Below are 21,642 nucleotides of genomic sequence, written 5' to 3'. Positions count from 1 at the left end.
GCATGATCAGGACCCGCGCCTATCTCCGCTCCGCCGAGGCCGCCCGCCGGTTCGGCGTCAGCGGAAAGGCTTTGCGCCTTTACGAGGCGCAGGGCTTGCTGCGGGCCGAGCGGACGGCGGCGGGCTGGCGGGTCTACGGACCCGACCAGATCGCGCGCCTTCACCAGATCATCGCCCTGAAGAGCTTCGGCTTTCCGCTGAGCCGGATCGCCGAACTGCTGTCGGGTGGACTCCCCGACCTGGCGGCCTTTCTGGAGCTGCACGAGCAGGTGCTGCGGCGGGAAGCAGAGCGGGTCGAGCTGGCGCTCCGGCTGTTGTCGGCGGCGCGGCTCAGACTGGCCGAGCATGGCGACCTCTCGTCGGACGAACTGATGAACCTCACCAAGGAGATCGCGATGACCGATCAGCGCAACGACGATCTGGCCGCCGCCTATGAGGCGATCGCCGCCAAGCACTTGACGCCCTCCGACCGGGCGACCCTGGCCTCGAACGGCTATCGGGGCATGGACAAGCCGGACGCCGACTGGGCCGCGCTGCACGAAGAAGCGACCCGGCTGATGCAGGCGGGCGACCCCCGCTCGCCGGCGGCGATGGACCTCGCCCGCCGCTGGATGGGCAAGGTCTTTGAGGCCACGGGCGGTGACCCCGCCCTGACGATGAAGATGAAGACCGTGGCGCGGGAAACCCACGACCAGCCGGCCTTCGCCGCCGTGTCGGGCTCGGCCAACCAGATGATGGACTTCGTTTCCGAAGCTTACGGCGCGGCCATCGCAGCGGGGATCATGCCGAGCCCGACCGCCGAGAACTGACGCCGGAACTCGCCCGGCGCCCCGTGAAGGAGGGCCCAGGTTACCCCGTCACATAGCGGATCAGGGCCGCCATGTTCTCGATATAGGCGCCCGTCGAGATGCCCGGCTTGGGGACGTCAGCCAGGTAGGGCGAGGTGTCGGTCGGGTCGCCCACGCGGGTCTGCGAGAACTCGCCCGGGGTCACGGTGGTCGAGCCGTCGCCGATATAGGGGTTGCTGACCGCCTTCATCGGGGTGGGCCACCAGCCCTCGGCGTTCAGCTCGGCCATCAGCTGGGCGACCTGGGCCTGCGAGGTCTTGCCCTCGGCGGCCTTCAGGGCCCCGACATTGAGGTCGGACACCGAGATGTCCTTGGTGGTGAAGTAGCGCGGCAGGGCCTGGCCGCCGCCCTTGGCCTTCAGCGGCGAGTCCTTGCTGGCGACCTCGGGCGGGGTCGCCTTCAGCGTCTCGTAGCGCTTGCGCAGCTTGTCGATGTTGACCGAGCGGAACGACGAGTAGTGGACGATCGTGTTCTCCCAGTGCTTGTCGACGAAGTACTCGCCGTTGAACACGTTGGAGCCTCGGCGGTGGACGTAGAGCGGCTCGTTGGTCCCGATCTCGATGAAGGTGGGGTAGCGCGGCTTGCCGGGAGCGATCTTGTCGTCGAGCTTCAGGCCGGCCAGCCAGTCGATGGTCTCGGGGATGCGGTCCAGGTATTTCGGGTCGCCCGTCAGCTGGTAGTAGTCCATCAGGTTTTCGAGATTGCCGGCCGTGGTGTGGCTGGCGAAGGCCTTGGGCTCGTAGGTGCGCGCCCCGGCCGGCTTGAGGTCGGCCACCGTGTGCTGCAAGCCCCAGCCGGGCTGCGGCATCGGCTGGTGGGCGGCGATGTAGACGTCCATGGCGCGCCGGATCGGGTCCAGCACGCGCTTGTCGCCCAGGGTCCGCCAGACCATGATCAGGAACTTGATGTTCTCGTCGACCACGCCGTCGTTGAAGGTGATGTAGCCGGTGTAGTCCGGGTGGCCCTTGTTCTCGAAACCGCTCATCAGCGGGAAGCGCTGGGGCCAGCCGCCGTTCGGATACTGGGCGTCGAGGACGAACTGGATGGCCCTGTCCAGCGCCGGCTTGAAGGCCTTGTCCTTCTTTTCCAGATAGATGCGCAGCATCAGCTGGCAGCTCTCGGCGGTGCCCTCGTCGTCGAAGGTGGCGTTGCCGTAGTAGTGCTGGAATTCCTCCAGCCGCCAGCCGTTCTTGCCGATGGTGTCGTACCACTTCTTCAGCGACTCCGGCCCGGCCAGGTCGCCCATGTAGTTCCAGCCGCCCGCCGGGTGCTGGATCTTGATCAGGGCCTGGGCCGCCTTCTTGGCCGCCTCGTAGTAATAGTCGTCGCCGGTGGCGTGATAGGCGTCGAGGAACAGGTGGCCCATGGTCGCCGTGCCGGGCGGCTGGACCCAGATCATGGTCGGGTAGGCCTCCATCTCCCCGAAACGGCGCGAGAAGTCGGGCAGGTAGCTCCAGACGTAACCGCCCTCGTAGGCGGCCTTCTCGGCCATGAAGGTCGTGGCCCTCTTCATGGTGGCCAGGACCTGGTCCCTGGACGGCGCGGCGCCCTGGGCCAGGGCCTTCAACGGGGCCATGGCCGCGGCGGCGGCGAAGGTGGCGGTGGTCGTCGCCAGCAGGCGGCGGCGGGTGAGGGGGCTCAGCGGCATGGACGGTACTCTCCCAGGGGACCTTCGCGTCGGGCGACCCGCGACGCAAGGACGCGGCAGGCTGGCCGGGGAGGGGCAAGAGGGCCGCTTGGTCCCCCTCGATCCTGGTCGTCCTCCCGGCCGGTCCTTGCCGAAACCCCTGTCGCCGTTGGCCGGCGCGGTCTTGATCTTCGTTATGATACCGGTGTCATGACTTGACCAGCGTCTTTTGGTAGAGCTCTGTTCCGTGACGCCGCGTCAGGCTCCTGCGACAGGCCGTCACGTTGTGCGTACACGGCGTTTGGAGGAGAACGGGGCATCGGTTTTTGAGGCGACGCCGCCGCGCCGGGTTCTGGTAGCGCGCGACGCCGTCCTGTTGGGGAACAGGACGACGGCCCCGGGTCAGCAATGATCCGGGGCCGTTTTCAGTTTTGAGACCGATAACAGCTATGCCATTGATTTTGCGCATTATATTACAATGTTCTGCGACCAGGGGTCGCATGGTTCGCCGTGTTCATCCCTCGTAAATATTCACCATGCCCAGCCAACACGACCACCTGAACGAAGCCGAGCATCTCGAGCGCCAAGCCGAGCTCGCCGACAGCGATCACGCCCGTGAGGCGCTGCGCCGCATGGCTCAGACCTCGCGGCTGTCGGCCGCCCTGGTCGCCATGCTGGAAGCCAGCCGCGAAGAACACCCCGGCTGATCGGGCGCGTGGATCGCTCGTTTCCTCGCAAAGTCGTCCCCCAGATACACGCGTCGCTTGAATTGCTGCGCGGCTCGGTGAACATGGGCTCCAGCAAGGAGACCCTGGTGGCGGGCGAGGGATCGGACAAGGCCGTACTGGAGGGCGCCGGGGCGTACTTCCTCAGCATCGTGGAAGCCAGCCGCGACTGCATCCGGGTGATCAGCCCCGAAGGCTCCGTCGAATACATGAACGCCCGCGGCCAGGCGCTGTTCGAGATCGAGGACTTCGCGGGCCGCAACCGCAGCCGCTATTGGCCCGACATGTGGCCGGCCGAAAGCCGCGCCGCCGTCGAGCAGGCCCTGCGGACGGCCCTGGCCGGCGAAGCCGCCGCCTTCCGCGCGCCCTGCCCGACGGCCAAGGGCGATCCCCGCTGGTGGGACACCACGGTGTCGCCGATCCTCGACGAGGGCCGGGTGATCCGGGTCCTGGCCACCTCGCGCGACATCACCGGCGAGATGCGCTCGGAGGCCCAGCGGCAGCTGCTGGTCAACGAGCTGAACCACCGGGTCAAGAACACCCTGGCCACCATCCAGTCGATCGCCAGCCAGTCGCTGCGCAACGCGGGTGTCGACCTGGCGGTGCGCGGCGCGTTCGAAGGCCGGCTGATGGCCATCGCCGCCACCCACAACGTGCTGACCGACGAGAACTGGTCGGCCGCCAGCCTGCGCCAGATCATCGACGGTTCGGTCACGCCCTATCGCAGCAATCCCTCGCAGCTGACCATCAGCGGACAGGACCTGAGGGTCTCGCCCAAGCCGGCCGTCGTGCTGGCCCTGGCCTTTCACGAGCTGGCGATCAACGCCCTCAAGTACGGCGCCCTGTCGTCGGCCGGCGGCCATATCGACATCGGCTGGGCGGTGGCGGACGGCGGCCAGCTGGACATCACCTGGACCGAGCAGGGCGGCCCGCCCGTCCGCCCGCCCGAGCGGCGCGGCTTCGGCTCGCGGATCGTCGAGCTGGCCCTGCCCAACGAGCTGGGCGGCGAGGTGGACGTCGACTATCGCCCCGAAGGCCTGCGCTGCCGCATCCAGGCGCCGCTGGCGGCCCTGGACAAGGTCGACGCCTTCATGCCGCTGGCCTGACGGCGCGGTCAACTTCCCGACACCGTGAACCGCGATCCTGCTGGGCCGTTGTGCAAGCTTGAGCGGCGCTGAGGTCGCGGAGGCGCGTCGCTGATGATCCCACGGCAGGCGAAGACGGGGCTGGCGGTCGCCTGGACGGCGTCGCGCGTCTTTGTCGCGCGCCATCGCTGGTGGTTCGCGGCGGGGATCGGGACCCTGCTGCCGCTCGTGATCGTGCTGGTCTGGCTGGGCGCCAGCCTGCCGGTCTCGCGCGCCCTGGAGCCCCTGCCCAGCCGCGCCCTGATCCTGCTGGACGACCAGGGCCGACCCTTCGCGCGGCGCGGGGCCTACAAGGAGGCGCCGGTGGTCATCGCGGCGCTGCCCAGGCACGTGCCGGCCGCCTTCGTGGCCATCGAGGATCGGCGCTTCTATCGCCACATCGGCATCGACTTCCAGGGCGCGGCGCGGGCCCTGGTCGCCAACGCCAAGGCTCATCGCACGGTCCAGGGCGGCAGCACGATCACCCAGCAGCTGGCCAAGAACGCCTTCCTGACGCCCGAGCGCAGCCTGCGCCGCAAGGGCCAGGAGGCGATGATCGCCCTGTGGCTGGAACTGCGGCTGTCCAAGGACGAGATCCTGTCGCGCTACCTGTCCAGCATCTATTTCGGCGACGGGGTCTATGGCCTGGGCGCGGCGGCCCGGCACTATTTCGGCAAGCCCCCGGAGCAGCTGTCGATCGGCGAGGCGGCGATGCTGGCCGGCATCGTCAAGGCGCCGGTCGACCTGGACCCCGTCGACCATCCCCAGGCGGCCGGCGCGCGGGCCCGGCTGGTGCTGGACGCCATGGTGCAGACCAAGGCCATCAGCCGCGAGCAGGCGCAGGCCGCCGGCCACGTGGCGGTGCACGCCACCCGGGCCGACCTGCCGGTGGGCGGCTATTTCGCCGACTGGATCTCGCCGCAGGTGAAGTCGGCCTTCGACGGTCCGGGCTATGGCGAGGTGCGGGTGCCCACCACCCTGGACAGCCGCCTGCAGCGGATCGTCGAGCGCGCCGTGACCAAGGACATGAAGAGCGCGGCCAAGGCCAGGGTCGGGCAGGTCGCCGTGGTCGCCATGCGCCCCGACGGCCGGGTCGTGGCCATGCTGGGCGGTACGAACTATCGCCAGACGCCGTTCAACCGCGCCGTCCAGGCCCGCCGCCAGCCGGGCAGCGCCTTCAAGCTGTTCGTCTATCTGGCCGCCCTGCGCGACGGGGCCACGCCCGACAACCTGGTGATCGGCGATCCGGTGACGATCGGCGGCTGGACGCCCAGCAACTACGAGGGCGGCGGCGGGCGCGACCTGACGATCCGCGACGCCTTCGCCCAGTCCAACAACATCATCGCCGCGCGGGTGTACCAGCAGGCCGGCGGGCCCGAGGTGGTGCGGGCGGCGCGGGACCTGGGGATCGTCTCGCCGCTGCGCGAGGACGACGCCACCCTGGCCCTGGGCACGGCCGAGACCAGCCTGCTGGAGCTGACGGCCGCCTACGCCGCCGTCGCCTCGGGCAAGATGCCGGTCAGGCCCTATGGCCGTCCCCGCGCGGCGCCGATCGCGACCGCCGACATGGACACCGCCGAGCGGGCCGCGCTCTACGACCTGCTGGGCGCGGTGGTCGAGGAGGGCACCGGTCGCGCCGCGCGCCTGGGCCAGAAGGCCTATGGCAAGACCGGCACCACCCAGGACTATCGCGACGCCCTGTTCGTCGGTTTCACCGGCGACCTGGTGGTCGGGGTCTGGGTCGGCAACGACGACCATTCGCCGATGACCCGCATGGTCGGCGGCGACCTGCCGGCCCGCATCTGGCGCGACGTGATGACGGGTGGCCTGAAGGCCGGCCTGGTGGCGCGGGACGGCCCGCCGGAGCCGCGCTACGAGCGTCCGCCGCGCGCCGAGCCCGAGGTGATCGAGGACGCGCCGCGACCCAGGCGTGTGCCGAAATGGCTCCGGCGGCTCTTCGGGTTGTAGAGGCGCCTCCATACCACCAGAAGATCCGCGGCTTCCAACGCCCTGGCCCGCCGCTTGCTGCCAAGCCTGCGCCGCGACCCAGAATGGGACGCTTTTCGATCGCTCACCGGGGCGCCGTCGAAAAGGGGCTGGGCGGCGTAGTCGGAAAGGCGCTTGGAATGAACGCGAAGGCAATGCTCCTGATCGGAGCGACGACGATGATGCTTGCGACGGTGGGATCGGCGACCGCCGTCCTGGCGGACGGCTATCCGGCCAGCGTCGCGACCGCCGCCAAGCCCAGGCCCAAGGTCAGGACCCGGGTGAAGATCGTCGAGCGCCCGGTCTATGTCGAAAAGATCGTCAAGCAGCCGGTCTATATCGAGAAGCGCACCGAGGTGCCCGTCGATCGCCCGGTCTATATCGACCGCCCGGTGGATCGCATCGTCGAGAAGCGGGTGGAAGTGCCCGTCGAGCGCATCGTGGAAAAGCGCGTCGAGGTTCCGGTCGTCAAGATCGTCGAGAAGCCCGTCGATCGCCCGGTCTATATCGACCGTCCCGTCGACCGCGTCATCGAGAAGCGCGTCGAGGTTCCGGTGGACCGCCCCGTGTACGTCGATCGGCCGGTGGACCGCGTGATCGAGAAGCGGGTCGAGATCCCGGTCGATCGTCCCGTCTATGTCGATCGTCCCGTCGACCGCATCATCGAAAAGCGCGTGGAAGTGCCGGTCGAGCGGATCGTCCGCGTGCCGGTCTATGTCGAGCACGAGGAGCGGCGGGTCGAGCGTCGCGGTTGCGACTGCGACGGCGACCGCGGCTATTACGAACACGGCGGCGTCTACGACCGCGTCCAGGGCAGCGTCGAACGCTCCGAGGAAAGCTACGAGTCGGAGTCCAGCCGCTACAGCGAGGAAGGCCAGGGCTGGAGCTCGCAGGGCAGCTACCTGGCCGGGGACGGTTACGCCCAGTCGCTGAACGGCTACGGCGGCGGGGGCTATTACGGCTATTCCAACGCCCGCTACGGTTCCGGCGGCGGCTGGCTCGGCGGCCAGGCCTATGGCCGCTCGGGCTATTCTGGGGGCTATTCGGGCGGCTATTCCAGCGGCTGGGCGGGCGGCGGCGCCATGTCCAGCGCCCGGGCCAGCTCCAGCGCCAGTTCCTCGACCAGCGTGACCGTGTCCGGCGGCGGCCATTATGGCGGCCATGGGGGCGGCCACGGCGGTGGTTACGGCGGCAGCTCCACCGGCGGCCATGGCGGCTGCTGCGGGCGCTGAGCGGCCGCAATAACCGCGATCACTCGGCGGCCAGGCACACCTCCACGCACCGCCGGGCCAGGGCCTGGGTCGCGTCGATGAACGGCACGGCCAGGTCGGCCGCGTCCATCGCCAGCGGAACCTCGGTGCAGCCGGCCACCATCACCTGCGCGCCCTTGCCGACCAGCCGGTGGGCCAGGGCGGCCATGGTCCGGCGGGACTCCGGCCCCAGGTCGCCGTGCTTGAGGCGATAGAGCAGGGCCATGAACTCGACCTGTTCGTGGTCGTCCAGGGTGACGGCCTCGATCCCGAGGTGCGAGAAGGTCCGGCGGTAGAGGGCCAGGGCCCCGCCCGTGCCCAGCACGCCCGCCCGTTCAGCCCCCTCGGCCTTCGCGGCGAAGCCGGCGGTCTCGATCAGGTCGACCAGGGGCAGGCCGCTGGCCTTGACCGCGTCCACATGGGCGTGGGCGGTGTTGCAGGCGATGGCCAGCACCTGGGCCCCCGCGTCGCGCAGGCCTACGGCCATCTGGGCCAGCACCGGCCCCGCCGCGTCGTAGCCGCCGTCGCCGTCGGCGACCTTGGGATTGATGTCGACCAGCACCCGCAGGTGGTCGCGCTCGCGCCCGACCGGCGTGGCGGCCTGCAGCTTGGCCAGGAAGTCCAGGGTGGCGGCGGGGCCCATGCCGCCGAGGACGCCGAGAACCTTGGACATGGCGCGATCCCTCCGCGGCGGCGCGATTTCGTTCCTATCCGATAGCGGGGCGTGGGACGCCGCGCCATAGGCGACGCCGCAAAGAGAGGGCTCCCAAAAACGGCCTCGCGCGTTTTACGGTCGAGCGGCCCTGAACGCGACGCATTGAAAGCGTTATATCCAGGGTCCTGAACCGGAGCCGAAGGCATGACCTCTCTTGGTGCGAAGATCCTGGCGACGGGCGTAGCGGCGGGCCTGGCCGTGGCCCTGAGCGCGCCCGCCTTGGCCCAGACCGACCTGCGGGCCCTGCGTGAGCGGGACGAGATCCTGCAGCAGCGGGACATCGCCCGCCGGGACGCCCTGGCCGCCCAGCGCGAGCGATCGGCGGCCCAGAGCCGCTACGACACCCAGCTGACCCTGCGGAGCCTGGACGAGACCGCGCGGCCCCCGGCCCAGCCCTCGCTGCGGCCAGCCCTTTCGCCCGCCCCGCCGCGCGGTCCCACCGCCGAGGACATGGCCGCCGACATCGCCCGGATGGACCGGCTGACCGACCAGGCCCTGGCGGCCGGCAACGCCCGCCTGCGGGCCATCAAGCCGGCGTCCTGACGCCGCTCACAACACCAGGAGACCGATCGCATGGAATGGGGTGGGGGACGCCGCGAAGGCAATATCGAGGATCGCCGCGGCCTGGGCCCGGTGGGCGTGGCCGGCGGCGGCATCGGCGCGGTGGTGCTGGCGGTCATCGGCTATTTCGTCTTCGGGGTTCCGCCCGAGACCACGATGAACGCCGTCAACGGCGCGCAGCAGCCCGCCGCCCAGGAGGGCGCGCGCGGACAGGTCAGCGACCGCGAAGGCCAGTTCGTCGACGTGATCGAGACGTCCAACACCGACGTCTGGGGCCCCTTGCTGGCCGAGCATGGCGTGACCTACAGACCGCCCGCCGCCGTGGTGCTGTACGACCAGGCCACCGGCACCGGCTGCGGCACGGGCCAGTCGGCCATGGGGCCGTTCTATTGCCCGGCCGACAACAAGGTCTATCTGGACCTCAGCTTCTGGAACGAGCTGGAAAGCCGGTTCGGCGCCAAGGGCGAGTTCGCCCGGGCCTATGTGATCAGCCACGAGATCGGCCACCATATCCAGAGCCTGACCGGCGCGGCCGACGAGGCTCGGCGGCTGGGTGCTCGGGGCGCCCAGAGCGGCTCGGTGCGGCTGGAACTGCAGGCCGACTGCTACGCCGGCGTCTGGGCCCGTCATGCGCCGGAGGCCTCGAACGGCGGCATCCAGATCTCCCGGGCCGACATCGAGGACGGCCTGGGCGCGGCGGCGGCGGTCGGCGACGACGCCATCCAGGAGCAGGCCCAGGGCCGCGTCATGCCCGACAGCTTCACCCACGGCACCTCGGCCCAGCGCATGCGCTGGTTCGGCAAGGGCTATGACGCCGGCGACCCCGGCGTCTGCGATACCTTCGGCGCGCGGACGCTGTAGGGCTCACGCCGGCAGGCGTCCGCGGCGACGAATCCCGGTCGCCGACCGCTAGCCGGGCCTCCGCCGCCCCGCGAACTGCGTCGGAACCTCGTCGGCCGGTCCCGCGCGGCCGAGCAGATAGCCTTGCGCCGTGTCGCAGCCCTGTTCGCGCAGCTGGGCCAGCTGGTCGGCGGTCTCGACGCCTTCGGCCGTGGTGACGAAGCCCAGGGCCGCGCCGAGGTCGGCCACGGCCTTGACGATGGCGGCGCAAGGACCGGGCTGCGACAGGCCGGCGATGAACGACGGATCGATCTTGACCTTGTTGAACGTGAACAGCCGCAGGCAGCCGAGCGACGCATAGCCGGTCCCGAAATCGTCCAGGGCGATGCGCACGCCCAGGGCGCGCAGCTGATGAAGGATCGCCAGGGCGCGCTCTTCGTCGCCGCGCAGCGCCGCCTCGCCGATCTCCAGCTCCAGACGCGCCGGGACCAGGCCCGAGTCCGCCAGGGCTCGGGCCACGGCCTCGACCAGGGCCGGGCTTCGGAACGCCGTCGGCGACAGGTTGACCGCCACCCGCACCGGCTCGGGCCAGCTGGCCGCGTCGGCGCAGGCCCGTGCGATCACCCAATCGTCCACGCGGGCGATGAGGCCGGTTTCCTCGGCCAGGGCGATGAAGTCGGCGGCCGCCACCATGCCGTGGCCGGGGCGTTTCCAGCGCAGCAGGGCCTCGAAGCCGACGATCGCCCCGGTTCGCGTGTCGACCTCGGGCTGGTAGTGCAGCTCGAACCGCTCGGCCTGGACTGTGTCGCGAAGATCCTGCTCCAGCTTGCGGCGCGCCTCGGCCAGGGCGTCCATCCCGGGCTCGAAGAAGCGAGCGGTTCCGCGTCCCTCGGCCTTGGCGCGGTAGAGGGCCAGGTCGGCGTTGGCCAGCAACGGTTCAGCGTGGTCGCCGTCGTCCGGCGAGACCGCCACGCCGATGCTGGCGCCGATCCTGATGCGGTGGCCCTGGATCTCGAAGACCGTGCCGACCGTTTCGATCAGCCGCCGGGCCAGGGTCTCGGCCTGCCTGCGACCCTGTCCGTCGGGCAGCAGGATCACGAATTCGTCGCCGCCCAGGCGAGCCACGGTGTCGTTCTCCCGGACGCAGGCCGACAAGCGTCCGGCCACGGCCCGCAGCAGATCGTCGCCGACCGGATGGCCCAGGGTGTCGTTGACTTCCTTGAAATGGTCGAGGTCGATGCAGAGCACCGACAGCCGGTTCGTCGGCCTGGAGCGGGCCAGCGCCCGATTCAGCCGCTCGTGCAGCAGGACGCGGTTGGGCAGGCCGGTCAGCGGGTCGTGGCGGGCCAGGTGCCGGTCGGCGGCCGCGGCCAGGATCTCGGTGACGTCCTCGTGGCTGGCGACATAGCCGCCGCCAGCGATCGGATTGTGGGTGATCTGGATGGTCCGGCCGTCCGCGAGTTGGACATGCCGGCTGATCAGGTCGCCGCCCCGCAGCGCCGACTCGATGGGGATGTCGCGATACTCGACCCAGTCGACGGGGGCCGAGCCGGTGGCGATCCGGTGGTTCAGGATGTCCTGCAGCTGGGTGCCCGGCCGGGTCAGGCGCTCGGGCAGGGCGTACAGCCGCCGATAGGCGGCGTTGCACAGGATCAGCCGGGTCTCGTCGTCGAACATGCACAGGCCGTGGGGCATGTTGCTGAGCGCCGCGTCGAACCGCCGGTTCTGTTCGGCCAAGGCCAGCTCGGCGGCGGCCTGGGTGATCCTGTCCTGGGCGCGGCGCAAGCTCGTCGGCGTGGAGGCCGGGCGCGGCTTGGCCGGGGCTCCGTGGCGCCCCACGGCGGTCGCCGACGCCGATCCCGCGTCCGATCCGAGCCCGTGGGGCCTCGGCTTTCCCATTTCTGTCGCGTCCTTTCGTGACCTTGACGCCGCCAAGCTGCACCTTTTTTGGTCAATGGCGTGTTAGCGGGCCCCAGACGTTCGTGCGGCGAAAGAACGCATGGTGACGCTTGCGCGCCGTTTTGAGCCCGCTTTCAAGGCCGCCCTTGACCCTCGCGTCAGTCGGCCTAGTGTCCCCCCGTTCACCGGGGGGCCGCTTCGCGCGGCTGAGATTGGGCGTTCGCCCTGACCCGTCGAACCTGATCCGGGTCATGCCGGCGAAGGGAGGGAACGCGGATGAGGCGACGAAACCCTGTCCGTAGACCGACTTAGCGCGACACGTCCGGGTCTCCTTGAAGCTTGAGGAGCGCCCGAAATGAACGTTCAACTGCCGATCAAAGACGCCATCGGCGCGATCCCGACCGGGGAGCGCCCCGGTTCGCGCAAGGTCTACCAAGCCGGTTCGCTGTTCCCCGACATCCGGGTGCCGTTCCGCGAGGTCGAGGTCCACCCCAGCGCCAACGAGCCGCCGGTCACCATCTACGACCCGTCGGGCCCCTATACCGACCCGCACGCTAAGATCGACATCGAGAAGGGCCTGCACCGGGTGCGCGAGCCGTGGATCGTCGCCCGCGGCGACGTCGAGCCGGTGCTCAACCCGCGCGAGGTCAAGCCCGAGGACAACGGCTTCGCCCAGGGCAAGCACCTGGCCCCTCAGTTCACCGCCAAGCGGCCGATCTTCAAGGGAAGCCAGGGCAAGCTGGTCACCCAGCTGGAATACGCCCGCGCCGGGATCATCACCGCCGAGATGGAATATGTCGCCATCCGCGAGAACCTGCGCCGCGAGCAGAACGCCCCGTGCGTGCGCGACGGCGAGGACTTCGGCGCCAGCATCCCCGACTTCGTGACCCCCGAGTTCGTCCGCCAGGAAGTGGCCCGCGGCCGGGCCATCATCCCGGCCAACATCAACCACGGCGAGCTGGAGCCGATGGCGATCGGCCGCAACTTCCTGGTCAAGATCAACGCCAACATCGGCAACTCCGCCGTGCTCAGCACCGTCGCCGACGAGGTCGACAAACTGGTCTGGGCCACGCGCTGGGGCGCCGACACGGTCATGGACCTGTCGACGGGGCGCAACATCCACAACATCCGCGACTGGATCATCCGCAACAGCCCGGTGCCGATCGGCACGGTGCCGATCTACCAGGCGCTGGAGAAGGTGGGCGGCGTGGCCGAGGACCTGAACTGGGAGGTCTTCCGCGACACCCTGATCGAACAGGCCGAGCAGGGCGTGGACTATTTCACCATCCACGCCGGGGTGCGGCTGCCCTTCATCCCGCTGACCGCCAAGCGGGTGACCGGCATCGTCTCGCGCGGCGGCTCGATCATGGCCAAGTGGTGCCTGGCGCACCACAGGGAGAACTTCCTCTACGAGCGGTTCGAAGAGATCTGCGAGATCATGCGCGCCTACGACGTGTCGTTCTCGCTGGGCGACGGCCTGCGTCCCGGCTCGACCGCCGACGCCAACGACGAGGCCCAGTTCGCCGAGCTGCGCACCCTGGGCGAGCTGACCAAGGTGGCCTGGAAGCACGGCGTGCAGGTGATGATCGAGGGGCCGGGCCACGTGGCCATGCACAAGATCAAGGCCAACATGGACGAGCAGCTCAAGCACTGCCACGAGGCCCCGTTCTACACCCTGGGCCCGTTGACCACCGACATCGCCCCCGGCTACGACCACATCACCAGCGCGATCGGAGCGGCGATGATCGGCTGGTTCGGCACGGCCATGCTCTGCTACGTCACGCCCAAGGAGCACCTGGGCCTGCCCGACCGCGACGACGTCAAGACCGGCGTCATCACCTACAAGCTGGCCGCCCACGCCGCCGACCTGGCCAAGGGCCATCCCGGCGCGGCCATGTGGGACGACGCCATCAGCCGGGCGCGGTTCGAGTTCCGCTGGGAGGACCAGTTCAACCTGGGCCTCGACCCGGAGACCGCCCGGGCCTTCCACGACGAGACCTTGCCCAAGGAGGCGCACAAGACCGCGCACTTCTGCTCGATGTGCGGCCCCAAGTTCTGCTCGATGAAGATCAGCCAGGAGGTCCGCGAGTTCGCCTCGGGCATGGCGCCGAACGCGATCGAGCAGGGGATGGCGCAGATGAGCGACAAGTTCCGCGAGCAGGGGTCGGAGATCTATCTGAAGACGGAATAGGGCGGCGCGGGGCGCGTCGCCGGCGCGCCCCGCGCCATCACGGGGTGGTGATCACCGGTCGAGTCGATCGCGTATACACTCATAGGTTCAAGCGCCAAGGCGCGGCAACCGGGAGGATGTAACGTGGCTCTTCAACCTCGGCAGATCACCGCCACCCACAGGAACGATCCCCAGTGGATCATCGAGCTCTGGCTGGCGATCCACGGCGGCGACCCGGCGCCGGACGCCCGCGCCCTGGCCAAGGTCTCGGGCGACATCATCAAGGCGGTGTCCAAGCACCTGGACCCAGCCCACCAGAAGGCCGTGGTCGCCGCGCTGGGCCACTGATCCCATTAAAATCGAGTCCGTTGTCGGCTTTGTTCGCGTTCAGTCGTCCTGGGAGGGCTGAAGCAACAAGGGAGGACGCCATGTCCTATGTCGACGGTTTCGTGCTCGCGGTCCCCAAGGCCAATATCGAGGCCTACAAGAAGATGGCCCAGCTGGGCGGCCAGGTCTGGATGGAGTTCGGCGCGTTGTCCTACGTCGAGTGCCTGGCCGACGACGTGCCCTATGGCGAGCTGACCTCGTTCCCCCGCGCCGTCCAGGCGACGGAGGACGAGGTCGTGGTGTTCTCGTGGATCACCTACAAGGACAAGGCGTCGCGCGACGAGATCATGGCCAAGGTCATGGCCGACGAACGCCTCAAGCCGTACATGACCGACATGCCGTTCGACGGCAAACGCATGATCTTCGGCGGGTTCGCGCCGTTTCTGGAACTCTGAGAGCGAACTTGACCAATACTTTGAAAGGCCATCCGATCCCCTCCGGGCGAGATTTCCTGCTCGCCCGGAGGGGATCGGATGGCGAAGAGATTTCTGGCCAAAGGAAACGGTCATCAGATCGCGAATAGGCGAAAGGCGCTTGAGGTCGCGAGCCGCGAACTGCCGGAGATTTGCGTCGTCGACGAGCGAACGGTCGAGTTCGAGCCCCACGGCGTCTGCCATTTCGCCGCCTATACAGATGACAACGGGGCGATGATCAGCACGCCCGGACGAGACGACAACGCCTTCGGTTCGGCGGATTGGCACGCGCGCGACAATCTTATGATGGTCTACGATCCCGGTGACGGCCGGTGCATGATCTTCGTCTGCCCAATTGGTCCGCTCTTCGAAAGGCGAACAATCGGTCATCACGGCGTGCGCTGGAACGACGTGCGCAAACTGGCCAAGTTCACGCACGTCTTCCGGATCGAATAATCGCGGTTCTACCGTGTTCAGTAAAAGAACCGCTCCTCGGCGATCTTGCCGTCGCGGATGGTGTAGAGGCCGACCTCGTCCAGGGTGGTGCGCTCGCCGGTGGCCTTGGGCGTGACCTCCATCTTGAAGCCGACCACGAACTGGTCGCCGTTGACGAACGGGCCGGTGATCTCAAAACCGTGGACCTCGTTGTTAGCGGCCCACCATTCGCCCTTGCCGCGCACGGCGGCCTTGCCGGCGATGCGGGCCATGTCGCCGGGCATGGCCTCGATGCTGACCACGTCGTCGGCCCAGTACTTCTCGCCGGCCTCGTCGAACTTGCCGGCCTTGCAGAGGGCCACCAGGTCGGCGGCGATGTCTTGGATGCTCATGGGGAGGCTCCTTAAGGGGGATGAACGGCGCGGAACCTCCCCCGTTCGGGGCCTTCGCGCAAGGTCATTTGTTCGCTAAATGTTCAGGTTCGGCGCGGTTGCTGACAGGGGGTGTCAGCAGGGACAGGCGGCGGTCTTCTGGTCTAGCCTGCCGCCATGACTCGCACGTCCTTCCCCGGCTTCGCCGCCGCCGACCTGGCCTTCCTGACCGGCCTGGCGGCCCATAACGACCGCGAATGGTTCACCGCCAACCGCGCCGTCTATGACGATCGCCTCAAGCCGACCCTGGCGGCCCTGATCGAGGCCCTGAACGGGGCCCTGGCGGCCCGCGACCTGCCGCTGGCCGGCGATCCCAAGAAGAGCGTGTTCCGCATCCATCGCGACGTGCGGTTCTCCAAGGACAAGCGGCCCTACAAGACCCACGTCTCGGCCACCCTGACCCGTGACGGCCAGAAGCTGTCGCCGGGCCTGCTCTATGTGCACATCGAGCCGGAGGGCGGGCCGGCCCCGGCCTTCGATCCGGAGACCATCGACCCGCTGGACCCCTCGACCCTGCCGTCGGCGCAAGAGGCCGAAGCGGGCTATTACGGCCACGGCCCGTTCGCGGCGGCGGGCTTCTACCTGACCGAACGCCCGCACATCGACGCCTTCCGCCGCGCTATCGCCGCCGACCCCAGGGGCTGGGCGGCGGTCGAGGCGGCCCTGACCGCCCAGGGCCTTGATCTGGAGCCGGGCGAGCCGACCAAGCGCATGCCCAAGGGCTTCGAGGACCACGCCGGCGGCCCGCTGGAGCCGGCCCTCAAGCGCACCCGCTGGCTGGTGCGGCGACCGCTGACCGGGGCCGAGATCGGCGGGGAGGGCTTGGCGGAGGTGATCGCCGACTTCGTGGCCGACGCACGGCCGCTGCTGGCGTTCGGGTGGAAGGCGTTGGGGTAGGGATTTGGGAGCCCTCTCCCAGAGGGAGAGGGAGGGGCCCGTCGCGAAGCGATGGGAGGGTGAGGGGTTACAAAGTCCGACGGCGTGCCGGCGCTCCGTCTGACGCCGTAACCCCTCACCCCGACCCTCTCCCTCTGGGAGAGGGAGCAATGTGCGCTCCCGACCCTCCGATGACATTCATCGGCTCCGCTTTCGCGGCGGTTATCGCATCAGCCAAGGCGCAGGAGGACATTCTCCAAGAAGGTCTTCGCATTGGAAGACGAAAGGCGAATGTCGGGCTTCTGCCGGTTGATGGCTCCCTTCATTTCGCTTGCCGTTCGCGCCTCCAGTTCGTTGCGCAGGAATTCAAGGAGATCAGCCTTGTGATCTTGCCTGACGAATTCCACACAATCAGCCGCGAGGCGTTCCACGCTTCCTTGCGCAAGGTAGAGGGCGTCCTGGTGGAGACCCGAGCAGAGTTCATGGAAGCCGACGGGTATTTTCATCGCCCCAGCTTGGCGGAGGGAAGGTTGCTTTTCCACCCTTCTCGGTCTCTCGCCACGTCCGCTCTTCGGCGAAAGCCCGCATCCGCCTCGGATGGGCCGCGCCTTAAAGCCTTGGTGGATCGGAGCTCTGGCGTCTGGCCGAGTCAAGGACGACGCGCCGCGTCGCCGCGACGCGGCCGCCAGAGGCGGTCCTTGACTCGGCCAGACGCCAGAGCAGGCTCGCCTCCAAGGTTTTAAGGCGCGGCCTCGCCGTTGCGGGCGGGGCGACCTCCAAGTCCGAGGATGGCAACTGAGGAGGGCGAACGTGCGTCCTTCCTCGGCTCATAGCCACCAAACTCCAGCCCTTTCAACACCCTAAACTTTCTCGACCCAAACTTATCCTCACCCCTCCAGACCACCCGCATACTCACCGTCATCCCGTCGCGGGGAGAGGGCGCTTGGATCCGGCCCGATGCGTGCGGCGGGTGCGATCGAGCGGGGTCCCTCGGAGGCGCGTGAGCGTGGCCGCTGGGGCTGAAACAGAGGGCGAGGGACGTAAGCTCGCCCATCGGCGGTCCGTCGGAGGATCGCCGCCCGTCGTGGGGTTCGCTCCGGTCCTCGTCTGGCTCACTCCCGCCTCTGTTTCATGCGGTGCACAGATCCAGCAGGAACCAACCGGGTGGGGTGAAGGGCGGAAAAGGCCCGCGCGCCCCGGCCTTGCGGATAACGGTCGCGCGGGGCGTCCTGGTCTCGTCGAAACGGTATCGCATCTTCCATCGCTCCGGGCGCGGCCCGGCGCCCCGCGCCTCTCCATTCCGCTCCGCGCGCCGCCCGGCCCGTGGGGGCGAAGCCGTGCGCGTTCAATCGAGGACAACTCCATGACCCAGGGTCCACGCCGCAATCCACCCAGCGTCCGGCCGCACCGCCAGGACGGTCCCGCGCCGCCGCCGCCGGAGCCCACGTCGGCCGAACGCCGCGCCGCCGCGAAAGCGGTTCGCGACGCTCGGCAGGCGGAGGTCGACCGCGAGCGTGCGCTGAAGAAGCGCATCGTCGCCCTGCTGGAGACCCGCCGCGTCGAGTTCCGCCGCCGCCGCGGCAGTCCGCCCGACGTGCATTGGAACTTCGTCGAGGCCCTGCGCGGCGCCGGCGCCTGGTACGGCGACGACGATCCGGACTGGAAGCTGCCGTCGTGGATGCTGCGCGGCTATGATCCCATGACGCACCGGGACTATTGGCTGTCCCAGCTGGGCGAGGCGTCCGGCTGACATGCTGACGCTTCTCAATCGGCCGTTAAGGCTGTTGGCGCAGAGTTTTCCACAATCCGCCGGCCCACGACCCGCCGGTTCGGCGGCGCCCAGGGAAGACCGTCATGTCCTCGACCGTGACCTCCAGCTTTCGCCGCACCCACGACCATTTCGAGCCCCAGGACACCGATCCCCAGACCCAGCGCCGCCTGCGCGGCCATCTGGAGCAGATCGACTACACCGCCTACGCCTCCAACACCGCGGTGATCGCCCAGGTGCTGGGCAAGAGCGACGGCGGCAAGTTCCAGCGCCTGGCGGTGGCCGCCGCCCTGGCCCGGTCGCGCTGGGTGGCCGAGGCCGTGGCGATCACCGAGACCGGCTCGGCGATCACCCCCGAACAGACGGCCCGCCTGGCGGCCCTGCGCGCCGCCTACGAGGAGCTGGCCGAGGTCTACGAGGCCATGCGGCGCATGGTCGAGCGCGGCTACCTGACCTACAGCAGCTCGATGGTCACCGAGGGTGGGAACGTCGTAACGCGATAGTGAAATCAAAATACGCGCATAAGTTTCGCGCTGCGCTAACGTGCCGCCGGCTCATTCCGAGCGCGGAGGCGTTTCCCATGTCGGCCTATCCCATCGCCATCTATGGCAGCGGCCTGTTCCAGGACGGCTATCCCAATCCGCCCGTGCCCTACACCCAGCAGGCGGCCCAGCTGAACGCGGGGATCACCACGGTCATCCTGTGGTCGATCCACATCCACGCGGGCGGCGACCTCTACCTGAACGACACGCTGTTCGTCAGCGGCGGCCAGATCAAGTACGCCACCGACGGGACCAGCGGGGTCAATCCGAACTTCCCGGCCCTGGTCAAGGCGCTGATGAACGGCGGCGGCAGCGTCCGCGACCTGATCGTTTCGGTCGGTGCCTGGGGCACCACCAGCGACTTCACCGCCTGGCTGGACGCCCGCGACCAGGTCAAGGCCAACCTCGCCGCCCTGGTCTCGGCGTTCGGGGTGACCGGCGTCGATTTCGACTACGAGTCCCAGGACGGCTACACCAGCGACGACCAGGCCATGATCGTGGCCCTGACGCTCGACGTCGGTTCGATGGGGCTCTACGCCACCTATTGTCCGTACACGGCCACCAGCTTCTGGACCGGCTGCCTGGCCGACGTCTACGCCCAGAACGGCCAGAAGCAGGTCGTCAAGTGGATGAACCTGCAGTGCTACGCCGGCGGCGGCGGCAATTCGCCGACCGACTGGGCCGACGCCGTGCGCGCCACGCCGAACACCGGCGTGACCGACGCCGACGCCTTCATCGTCCCGGGCTTCGCGGTGCTGGGGGCCGACGGCTTCGGACCCGAGGAGATGCAGGAGACCTTCGCGGGCTTCGCCGGGACCGGGATCACCGGCGGCTTCCTGTGGAACAGCAGCGGCGTCTGGTCGACCGAGGCCGGGGGCGGCGGCAAGCCCACGCCCGCCGACTACGCCCAGGCCATCAGCAACGGTCTGGCCGCCACGGCCAAGCCGCGCGAAACGGTCGAGGCCTGATGCAGGGCGGGGCGCCGGCGAGGTGTCGGCGCTCCGCTATCGCTCTACGCCGCGACCGTGTCGCCCCGGTGCAGGGGGTCGGGCAGGGGATCGCCGGCCTTCACGAACTGCAGCGACACCGAATTAATGCAGTAGCGCAGCCGGGTCGGGGCCGGGCCGTCGGGGAAGACGTGGCCCTGGTGGCTGTCGCAGCGGGCGCAGCGGGTCTCGATGCGGACCATGCCGTACGAGGTGTCGCGCACCTCCTTGACGTGCTCGGCGTCGAACGGCGCGTAGAAGCTGGGCCAGCCGGTGCCGCTCTCGAACTTGGTGCGGTATTCGAACAGGGGCAGGCCGCACTCGCGGCAGCAGTAGACGCCGGGGCTCTTCTCGCCCAGCAGGCCGCCGCAGAACGGGGCCTCGGTGCCGTGGTGCAGCAGGACCCGGGCTTCCTCGGCCGTCAGGTCGGCCTCCAGGCGCTGGCGTTCCGGCTCGGTCGGCGGGGTCAGGTCGAAGCCGCTGGACGAGCGGGGGGCGGGGCTTTGGGCTGTGTCGGTCATGACCGGCAATATGGGCGCTTGGCGAGCGTTTCGGTAGGGGGCGGCGGCCTGCTGACAAGGGCGGTCGGGCCGGCGCATAAGACGGTCGATCACGTTCGTTCCGAACCGTCGAGAGGACCCCGCCATGACCGTCGCCGTCGCTTTCCTGCAACCGGGCTGGGCCGACTGGGAGGCCGGGCCGGTGCTGGCCGCCCTGCGCGAATATTACGGCGTCCAGATCGAGATCGCCACGCCGGACGGCGAGCCGCAGACCTCGATCGGCGGCGTGCTGGCCGCGGCCGACTACAGCTTCTCCGACCCGGTGCTGGCGGACGCCGACGTCTTCCTGCTGATCGGCTCGGACGCCTGGCCGGCCTATCGCGACGCGGCGTTCGACAGCCTGCTGCGCCAGGTCCAGGCCGACGGCAAGATCGTGGGCGCGATCTGCGGCGCGACCGTCGCCGTGGCCCGGGCCGGGCTCCTGGCCGGCAAGGCCCACACCTCGAACGGCGCCGACTGGCTGGCGGGCCACGCGCCGGCCTATGCCGGGATCGAGCGCTATGTCGACACGCCCAAGGCGGTGGCCGACGGCAAGCTGGTCACCGCCGCGGGCTCGGCCCCGGTGACCTTCAGCGCCGCCATCTGCCGCCTGGTGGCGCCGGAGGGCCAGCACGACGACTATGTGGCCATGTTCGCCCGGGAGTTCGAGGGCTGACACGGCTGGGGACAGGCCCATGGGCCTGTCCCCGATCGTCTCTGCCCGGCCCCCTATTTCAGGGTGGCCGCCGCCACCCGCGCCACCTGGCCGTCCTGGGCGCCGGACCCGCCCGAGACGCCGATCGCCCCGACGATCCTATTGTCGACGATCAACAGCTCGCCGCCCTCGATGGCCAGGGCGCCGGTAAAGATCGAATTGAGCGTGCCGCCCTTCACCGCCTCCTGGAAATAGGAGGTGGGCCGGCGGAAGTTGGCGGCGGTCTCGGCCTTGCGGCGGGCCACGTCGTTGGAGCCGTACTGGGCGCCGTCCATCTTCTCGCTCAGCACCAGGGCCCCGCTGGGCTCGACCACGACGATGACCATCGACCAGCCCTGCTTGCGCGCCTCGGCCTCGGCGGCGGCCGCGGCGATCCTGGCCTCGGCCAGGGTGACCGGACGGCCGTAGGGCGGGGCCGGCGGCGGGGCGTGCGGTGCGGCCGGGGCGGGGGGCGGCGGGGTCTGGGCCAGGGCGGAGCCGGCGGCCAGGACGCCGGCCAGGGCCAGGAACGCGAAGGCGGGACGAAGCATCGACAGTTTCCTCTCAGGCGGCGCGAACAACGGGCTGGCCGCCAATCGTCGCTCATCGTTGCGGTCCCCTTCGGAAACCGGTGTCAGGGACAATGTCATGCCGGGGCGCCGTTGCAAACCTTCGACGGCCTGCTAGTCCCTTGTGACAAGAGACAACGACAAAAGCTTAGGGACCGGCGGATGTTCGACAAAATCCTGATCGCCAACCGTGGCGAGATCGCGGTGCGGGTGATCAAGACGTGCCGTCGGCTGGGGATCGCCACGGTGGTGGTCTA

General features: G+C 69.2%; 23 protein-coding genes, 1 pseudogene and 1 riboswitch. Of the genes and pseudogenes, 16 read left to right on the top strand and 8 right to left on the bottom strand.

The genetic code is table 11. From position 1 onward, the window contains the following. The first annotated feature begins 2 nt into the window (after positions 1–2). Positions 3–809: a MerR family transcriptional regulator gene (locus EV278_RS15550; RefSeq protein WP_132093278.1), complete on the top strand. Its 807-nt coding sequence runs from the start codon at positions 3–5 to the stop codon at positions 807–809. 40 nt (positions 810–849) lie between these two features. Here EV278_RS15550 and EV278_RS15545 read toward each other — a convergent pair whose 3' ends face one another. Then, positions 850–2,496: a pectate lyase gene (locus tag EV278_RS15545; RefSeq protein ID WP_132093275.1), complete on the bottom strand. Its 1,647-nt coding sequence runs from the start codon at positions 2,494–2,496 to the stop codon at positions 850–852. A gap of 515 nt (positions 2,497–3,011) precedes the next feature. On the opposite strand from EV278_RS15545, the gene EV278_RS24055 reads away from it, so the two are divergent. From EV278_RS24055 to EV278_RS15530, 4 genes are all read left to right on the top strand, one after another. Further along, positions 3,012–3,182, top strand: a complete 171-nt coding sequence (locus EV278_RS24055) for a hypothetical protein (protein WP_165916666.1) — start codon at positions 3,012–3,014, stop codon at positions 3,180–3,182. A 107-nt stretch (positions 3,183–3,289) separates the two neighbouring features. Then, a complete protein-coding gene (locus tag EV278_RS15540; protein WP_132093591.1) occupies positions 3,290–4,306 on the top strand; it encodes an HWE histidine kinase domain-containing protein in 1,017 nt (338 codons plus the stop codon). Between the two features lie 93 nt (positions 4,307–4,399). Beyond that, positions 4,400–6,292, top strand: coding sequence for a transglycosylase domain-containing protein (locus EV278_RS15535; protein WP_132093272.1), 1,893 nt, complete (start codon positions 4,400–4,402; stop codon positions 6,290–6,292). Between the two features lie 158 nt (positions 6,293–6,450). Next, on the top strand, positions 6,451–7,542 hold the full coding sequence (locus EV278_RS15530; RefSeq protein ID WP_165916665.1) for an IMCp domain-containing protein: 1,092 nt from the start codon (positions 6,451–6,453) through the stop codon (positions 7,540–7,542). A gap of 19 nt (positions 7,543–7,561) precedes the next feature. On the opposite strand, the gene EV278_RS15525 is transcribed toward EV278_RS15530, so the two are convergent. After that, positions 7,562–8,233, bottom strand: a complete 672-nt coding sequence (locus tag EV278_RS15525; protein ID WP_132093269.1) for an amino acid racemase — start codon at positions 8,231–8,233, stop codon at positions 7,562–7,564. A gap of 186 nt (positions 8,234–8,419) precedes the next feature. Between EV278_RS15525 and EV278_RS15520 the strand changes: the two genes are divergently transcribed. Continuing rightward, entirely contained in the window at positions 8,420–8,818 is a 399-nt protein-coding gene (locus EV278_RS15520; RefSeq protein ID WP_132093266.1) for a hypothetical protein, read from the top strand. Positions 8,819–8,848: 30 nt separating this feature from the next. After that, positions 8,849–9,697 carry a neutral zinc metallopeptidase gene (locus tag EV278_RS15515; protein WP_132093262.1) on the top strand — a complete coding sequence of 283 codons (849 nt, stop codon included), beginning with the start codon at positions 8,849–8,851 and terminating at the stop codon, positions 9,695–9,697. Positions 9,698–9,745: 48 nt separating this feature from the next. Here the strand turns inward: EV278_RS15515 and EV278_RS15510 are convergent, their stop codons facing one another. Beyond that, complete coding sequence (locus EV278_RS15510) at positions 9,746–11,515, bottom strand: EAL domain-containing protein (RefSeq protein WP_165916664.1); 1,770 nt, start codon at positions 11,513–11,515, stop codon at positions 9,746–9,748. 236 nt (positions 11,516–11,751) lie between these two features. After that, a riboswitch (TPP riboswitch) is annotated at positions 11,752–11,858 on the top strand. Between the two features lie 72 nt (positions 11,859–11,930). On the opposite strand from EV278_RS15510, the gene thiC reads away from it, so the two are divergent. From thiC to EV278_RS15490, 4 genes are all read left to right on the top strand, one after another. Further along, complete coding sequence (thiC, locus tag EV278_RS15505; protein ID WP_132093256.1) at positions 11,931–13,766, top strand: phosphomethylpyrimidine synthase ThiC; 1,836 nt, start codon at positions 11,931–11,933, stop codon at positions 13,764–13,766. Between the two features lie 123 nt (positions 13,767–13,889). Further along, positions 13,890–14,093, top strand: a complete 204-nt coding sequence (locus tag EV278_RS15500) for a hypothetical protein (protein WP_132093254.1) — start codon at positions 13,890–13,892, stop codon at positions 14,091–14,093. Positions 14,094–14,173: 80 nt separating this feature from the next. After that, positions 14,174–14,527: a DUF1428 family protein gene (locus EV278_RS15495; RefSeq protein ID WP_132093251.1), complete on the top strand. Its 354-nt coding sequence runs from the start codon at positions 14,174–14,176 to the stop codon at positions 14,525–14,527. 78 nt (positions 14,528–14,605) lie between these two features. Further along, positions 14,606–15,001: a hypothetical protein gene (locus EV278_RS15490; protein ID WP_132093248.1), complete on the top strand. Its 396-nt coding sequence runs from the start codon at positions 14,606–14,608 to the stop codon at positions 14,999–15,001. 17 nt (positions 15,002–15,018) lie between these two features. On the opposite strand, the gene EV278_RS15485 is transcribed toward EV278_RS15490, so the two are convergent. Continuing rightward, entirely contained in the window at positions 15,019–15,372 is a 354-nt protein-coding gene (locus EV278_RS15485) for a nuclear transport factor 2 family protein (protein ID WP_019847323.1), read from the bottom strand. A 156-nt stretch (positions 15,373–15,528) separates the two neighbouring features. On the opposite strand from EV278_RS15485, the gene EV278_RS15480 reads away from it, so the two are divergent. Next, positions 15,529–16,308 carry a DUF2461 domain-containing protein gene (locus EV278_RS15480; RefSeq protein WP_132093245.1) on the top strand — a complete coding sequence of 260 codons (780 nt, stop codon included), beginning with the start codon at positions 15,529–15,531 and terminating at the stop codon, positions 16,306–16,308. An 8-nt stretch (positions 16,309–16,316) separates the two neighbouring features. Here EV278_RS15480 and EV278_RS24445 read toward each other — a convergent pair. Together EV278_RS24445 and EV278_RS15475 are read right to left on the bottom strand one after the other, a co-directional pair. Beyond that, positions 16,317–16,427: pseudogene (locus tag EV278_RS24445) on the bottom strand (hypothetical protein); the annotation flags it as partial. 90 nt (positions 16,428–16,517) lie between these two features. Then, a complete protein-coding gene (locus EV278_RS15475) occupies positions 16,518–16,829 on the bottom strand; it encodes a hypothetical protein (protein ID WP_132093242.1) in 312 nt (103 codons plus the stop codon). A gap of 821 nt (positions 16,830–17,650) precedes the next feature. On the opposite strand from EV278_RS15475, the gene EV278_RS15470 reads away from it, so the two are divergent. From EV278_RS15470 to EV278_RS15460, 3 genes are all read left to right on the top strand, one after another. Then, positions 17,651–18,037 carry a hypothetical protein gene (locus tag EV278_RS15470; RefSeq protein ID WP_132093239.1) on the top strand — a complete coding sequence of 129 codons (387 nt, stop codon included), beginning with the start codon at positions 17,651–17,653 and terminating at the stop codon, positions 18,035–18,037. Positions 18,038–18,141: 104 nt separating this feature from the next. Further along, entirely contained in the window at positions 18,142–18,558 is a 417-nt protein-coding gene (locus EV278_RS15465) for a hypothetical protein (protein WP_132093236.1), read from the top strand. 77 nt (positions 18,559–18,635) lie between these two features. Then, the gene (locus EV278_RS15460; protein ID WP_132093233.1) at positions 18,636–19,565 is read left to right on the top strand and encodes a glycosyl hydrolase family 18 protein; all 930 of its coding nucleotides are present in this window, start codon (positions 18,636–18,638) and stop codon (positions 19,563–19,565) included. Between the two features lie 44 nt (positions 19,566–19,609). Here the strand turns inward: EV278_RS15460 and msrB are convergent, their stop codons facing one another. Further along, complete coding sequence (gene msrB, locus EV278_RS15455) at positions 19,610–20,104, bottom strand: peptide-methionine (R)-S-oxide reductase MsrB (RefSeq protein WP_132093230.1); 495 nt, start codon at positions 20,102–20,104, stop codon at positions 19,610–19,612. A gap of 124 nt (positions 20,105–20,228) precedes the next feature. Between msrB and EV278_RS15450 the strand changes: the two genes are divergently transcribed. After that, on the top strand, positions 20,229–20,798 hold the full coding sequence (locus EV278_RS15450; RefSeq protein WP_132093227.1) for a DJ-1/PfpI family protein: 570 nt from the start codon (positions 20,229–20,231) through the stop codon (positions 20,796–20,798). 53 nt (positions 20,799–20,851) lie between these two features. Here the strand turns inward: EV278_RS15450 and EV278_RS15445 are convergent, their stop codons facing one another. Next, positions 20,852–21,367, bottom strand: a complete 516-nt coding sequence (locus EV278_RS15445) for a heme-binding protein (RefSeq protein WP_132093224.1) — start codon at positions 21,365–21,367, stop codon at positions 20,852–20,854. Between the last annotated feature and the right edge of the window lie 275 nt (positions 21,368–21,642).

The organism is Caulobacter sp. BK020 (genome assembly GCF_004342605.1).
In the GTDB taxonomy this organism is placed as follows: domain Bacteria; phylum Pseudomonadota; class Alphaproteobacteria; order Caulobacterales; family Caulobacteraceae; genus Caulobacter.
The sequence above is the reverse complement of the archived record's forward strand: the minus strand, read 5'-3'. Positions and strand labels throughout refer to the sequence as shown.

Coding starts and splice junctions, on each gene's coding strand:
- EV278_RS15545 (WP_132093275.1), bottom strand. CDS start 2,496: ATGCCGCTGAGCCCCCTCACCCGCCGCCGCCTGCTGGCGACGACCACC.
- EV278_RS15485 (WP_019847323.1), bottom strand. CDS start 15,372: ATGAGCATCCAAGACATCGCCGCCGACCTGGTGGCCCTCTGCAAGGCC.
- EV278_RS15465 (WP_132093236.1), top strand. CDS start 18,142: ATGTCCTCGACCGTGACCTCCAGCTTTCGCCGCACCCACGACCATTTC.
- EV278_RS15470 (WP_132093239.1), top strand. CDS start 17,651: ATGACCCAGGGTCCACGCCGCAATCCACCCAGCGTCCGGCCGCACCGC.
- EV278_RS15495 (WP_132093251.1), top strand. CDS start 14,174: ATGTCCTATGTCGACGGTTTCGTGCTCGCGGTCCCCAAGGCCAATATC.
- EV278_RS15530 (WP_165916665.1), top strand. CDS start 6,451: ATGAACGCGAAGGCAATGCTCCTGATCGGAGCGACGACGATGATGCTT.
- thiC (WP_132093256.1), top strand. CDS start 11,931: ATGAACGTTCAACTGCCGATCAAAGACGCCATCGGCGCGATCCCGACC.
- EV278_RS15520 (WP_132093266.1), top strand. CDS start 8,420: ATGACCTCTCTTGGTGCGAAGATCCTGGCGACGGGCGTAGCGGCGGGC.
- EV278_RS15525 (WP_132093269.1), bottom strand. CDS start 8,233: ATGTCCAAGGTTCTCGGCGTCCTCGGCGGCATGGGCCCCGCCGCCACC.
- msrB (WP_132093230.1), bottom strand. CDS start 20,104: ATGACCGACACAGCCCAAAGCCCCGCCCCCCGCTCGTCCAGCGGCTTC.
- EV278_RS15490 (WP_132093248.1), top strand. CDS start 14,606: ATGGCGAAGAGATTTCTGGCCAAAGGAAACGGTCATCAGATCGCGAAT.
- EV278_RS15445 (WP_132093224.1), bottom strand. CDS start 21,367: ATGCTTCGTCCCGCCTTCGCGTTCCTGGCCCTGGCCGGCGTCCTGGCC.
- EV278_RS15460 (WP_132093233.1), top strand. CDS start 18,636: ATGTCGGCCTATCCCATCGCCATCTATGGCAGCGGCCTGTTCCAGGAC.
- EV278_RS24055 (WP_165916666.1), top strand. CDS start 3,012: ATGCCCAGCCAACACGACCACCTGAACGAAGCCGAGCATCTCGAGCGC.
- EV278_RS15535 (WP_132093272.1), top strand. CDS start 4,400: ATGATCCCACGGCAGGCGAAGACGGGGCTGGCGGTCGCCTGGACGGCG.
- EV278_RS15515 (WP_132093262.1), top strand. CDS start 8,849: ATGGAATGGGGTGGGGGACGCCGCGAAGGCAATATCGAGGATCGCCGC.
- EV278_RS15550 (WP_132093278.1), top strand. CDS start 3: ATGATCAGGACCCGCGCCTATCTCCGCTCCGCCGAGGCCGCCCGCCGG.
- EV278_RS15450 (WP_132093227.1), top strand. CDS start 20,229: ATGACCGTCGCCGTCGCTTTCCTGCAACCGGGCTGGGCCGACTGGGAG.
- EV278_RS15480 (WP_132093245.1), top strand. CDS start 15,529: ATGACTCGCACGTCCTTCCCCGGCTTCGCCGCCGCCGACCTGGCCTTC.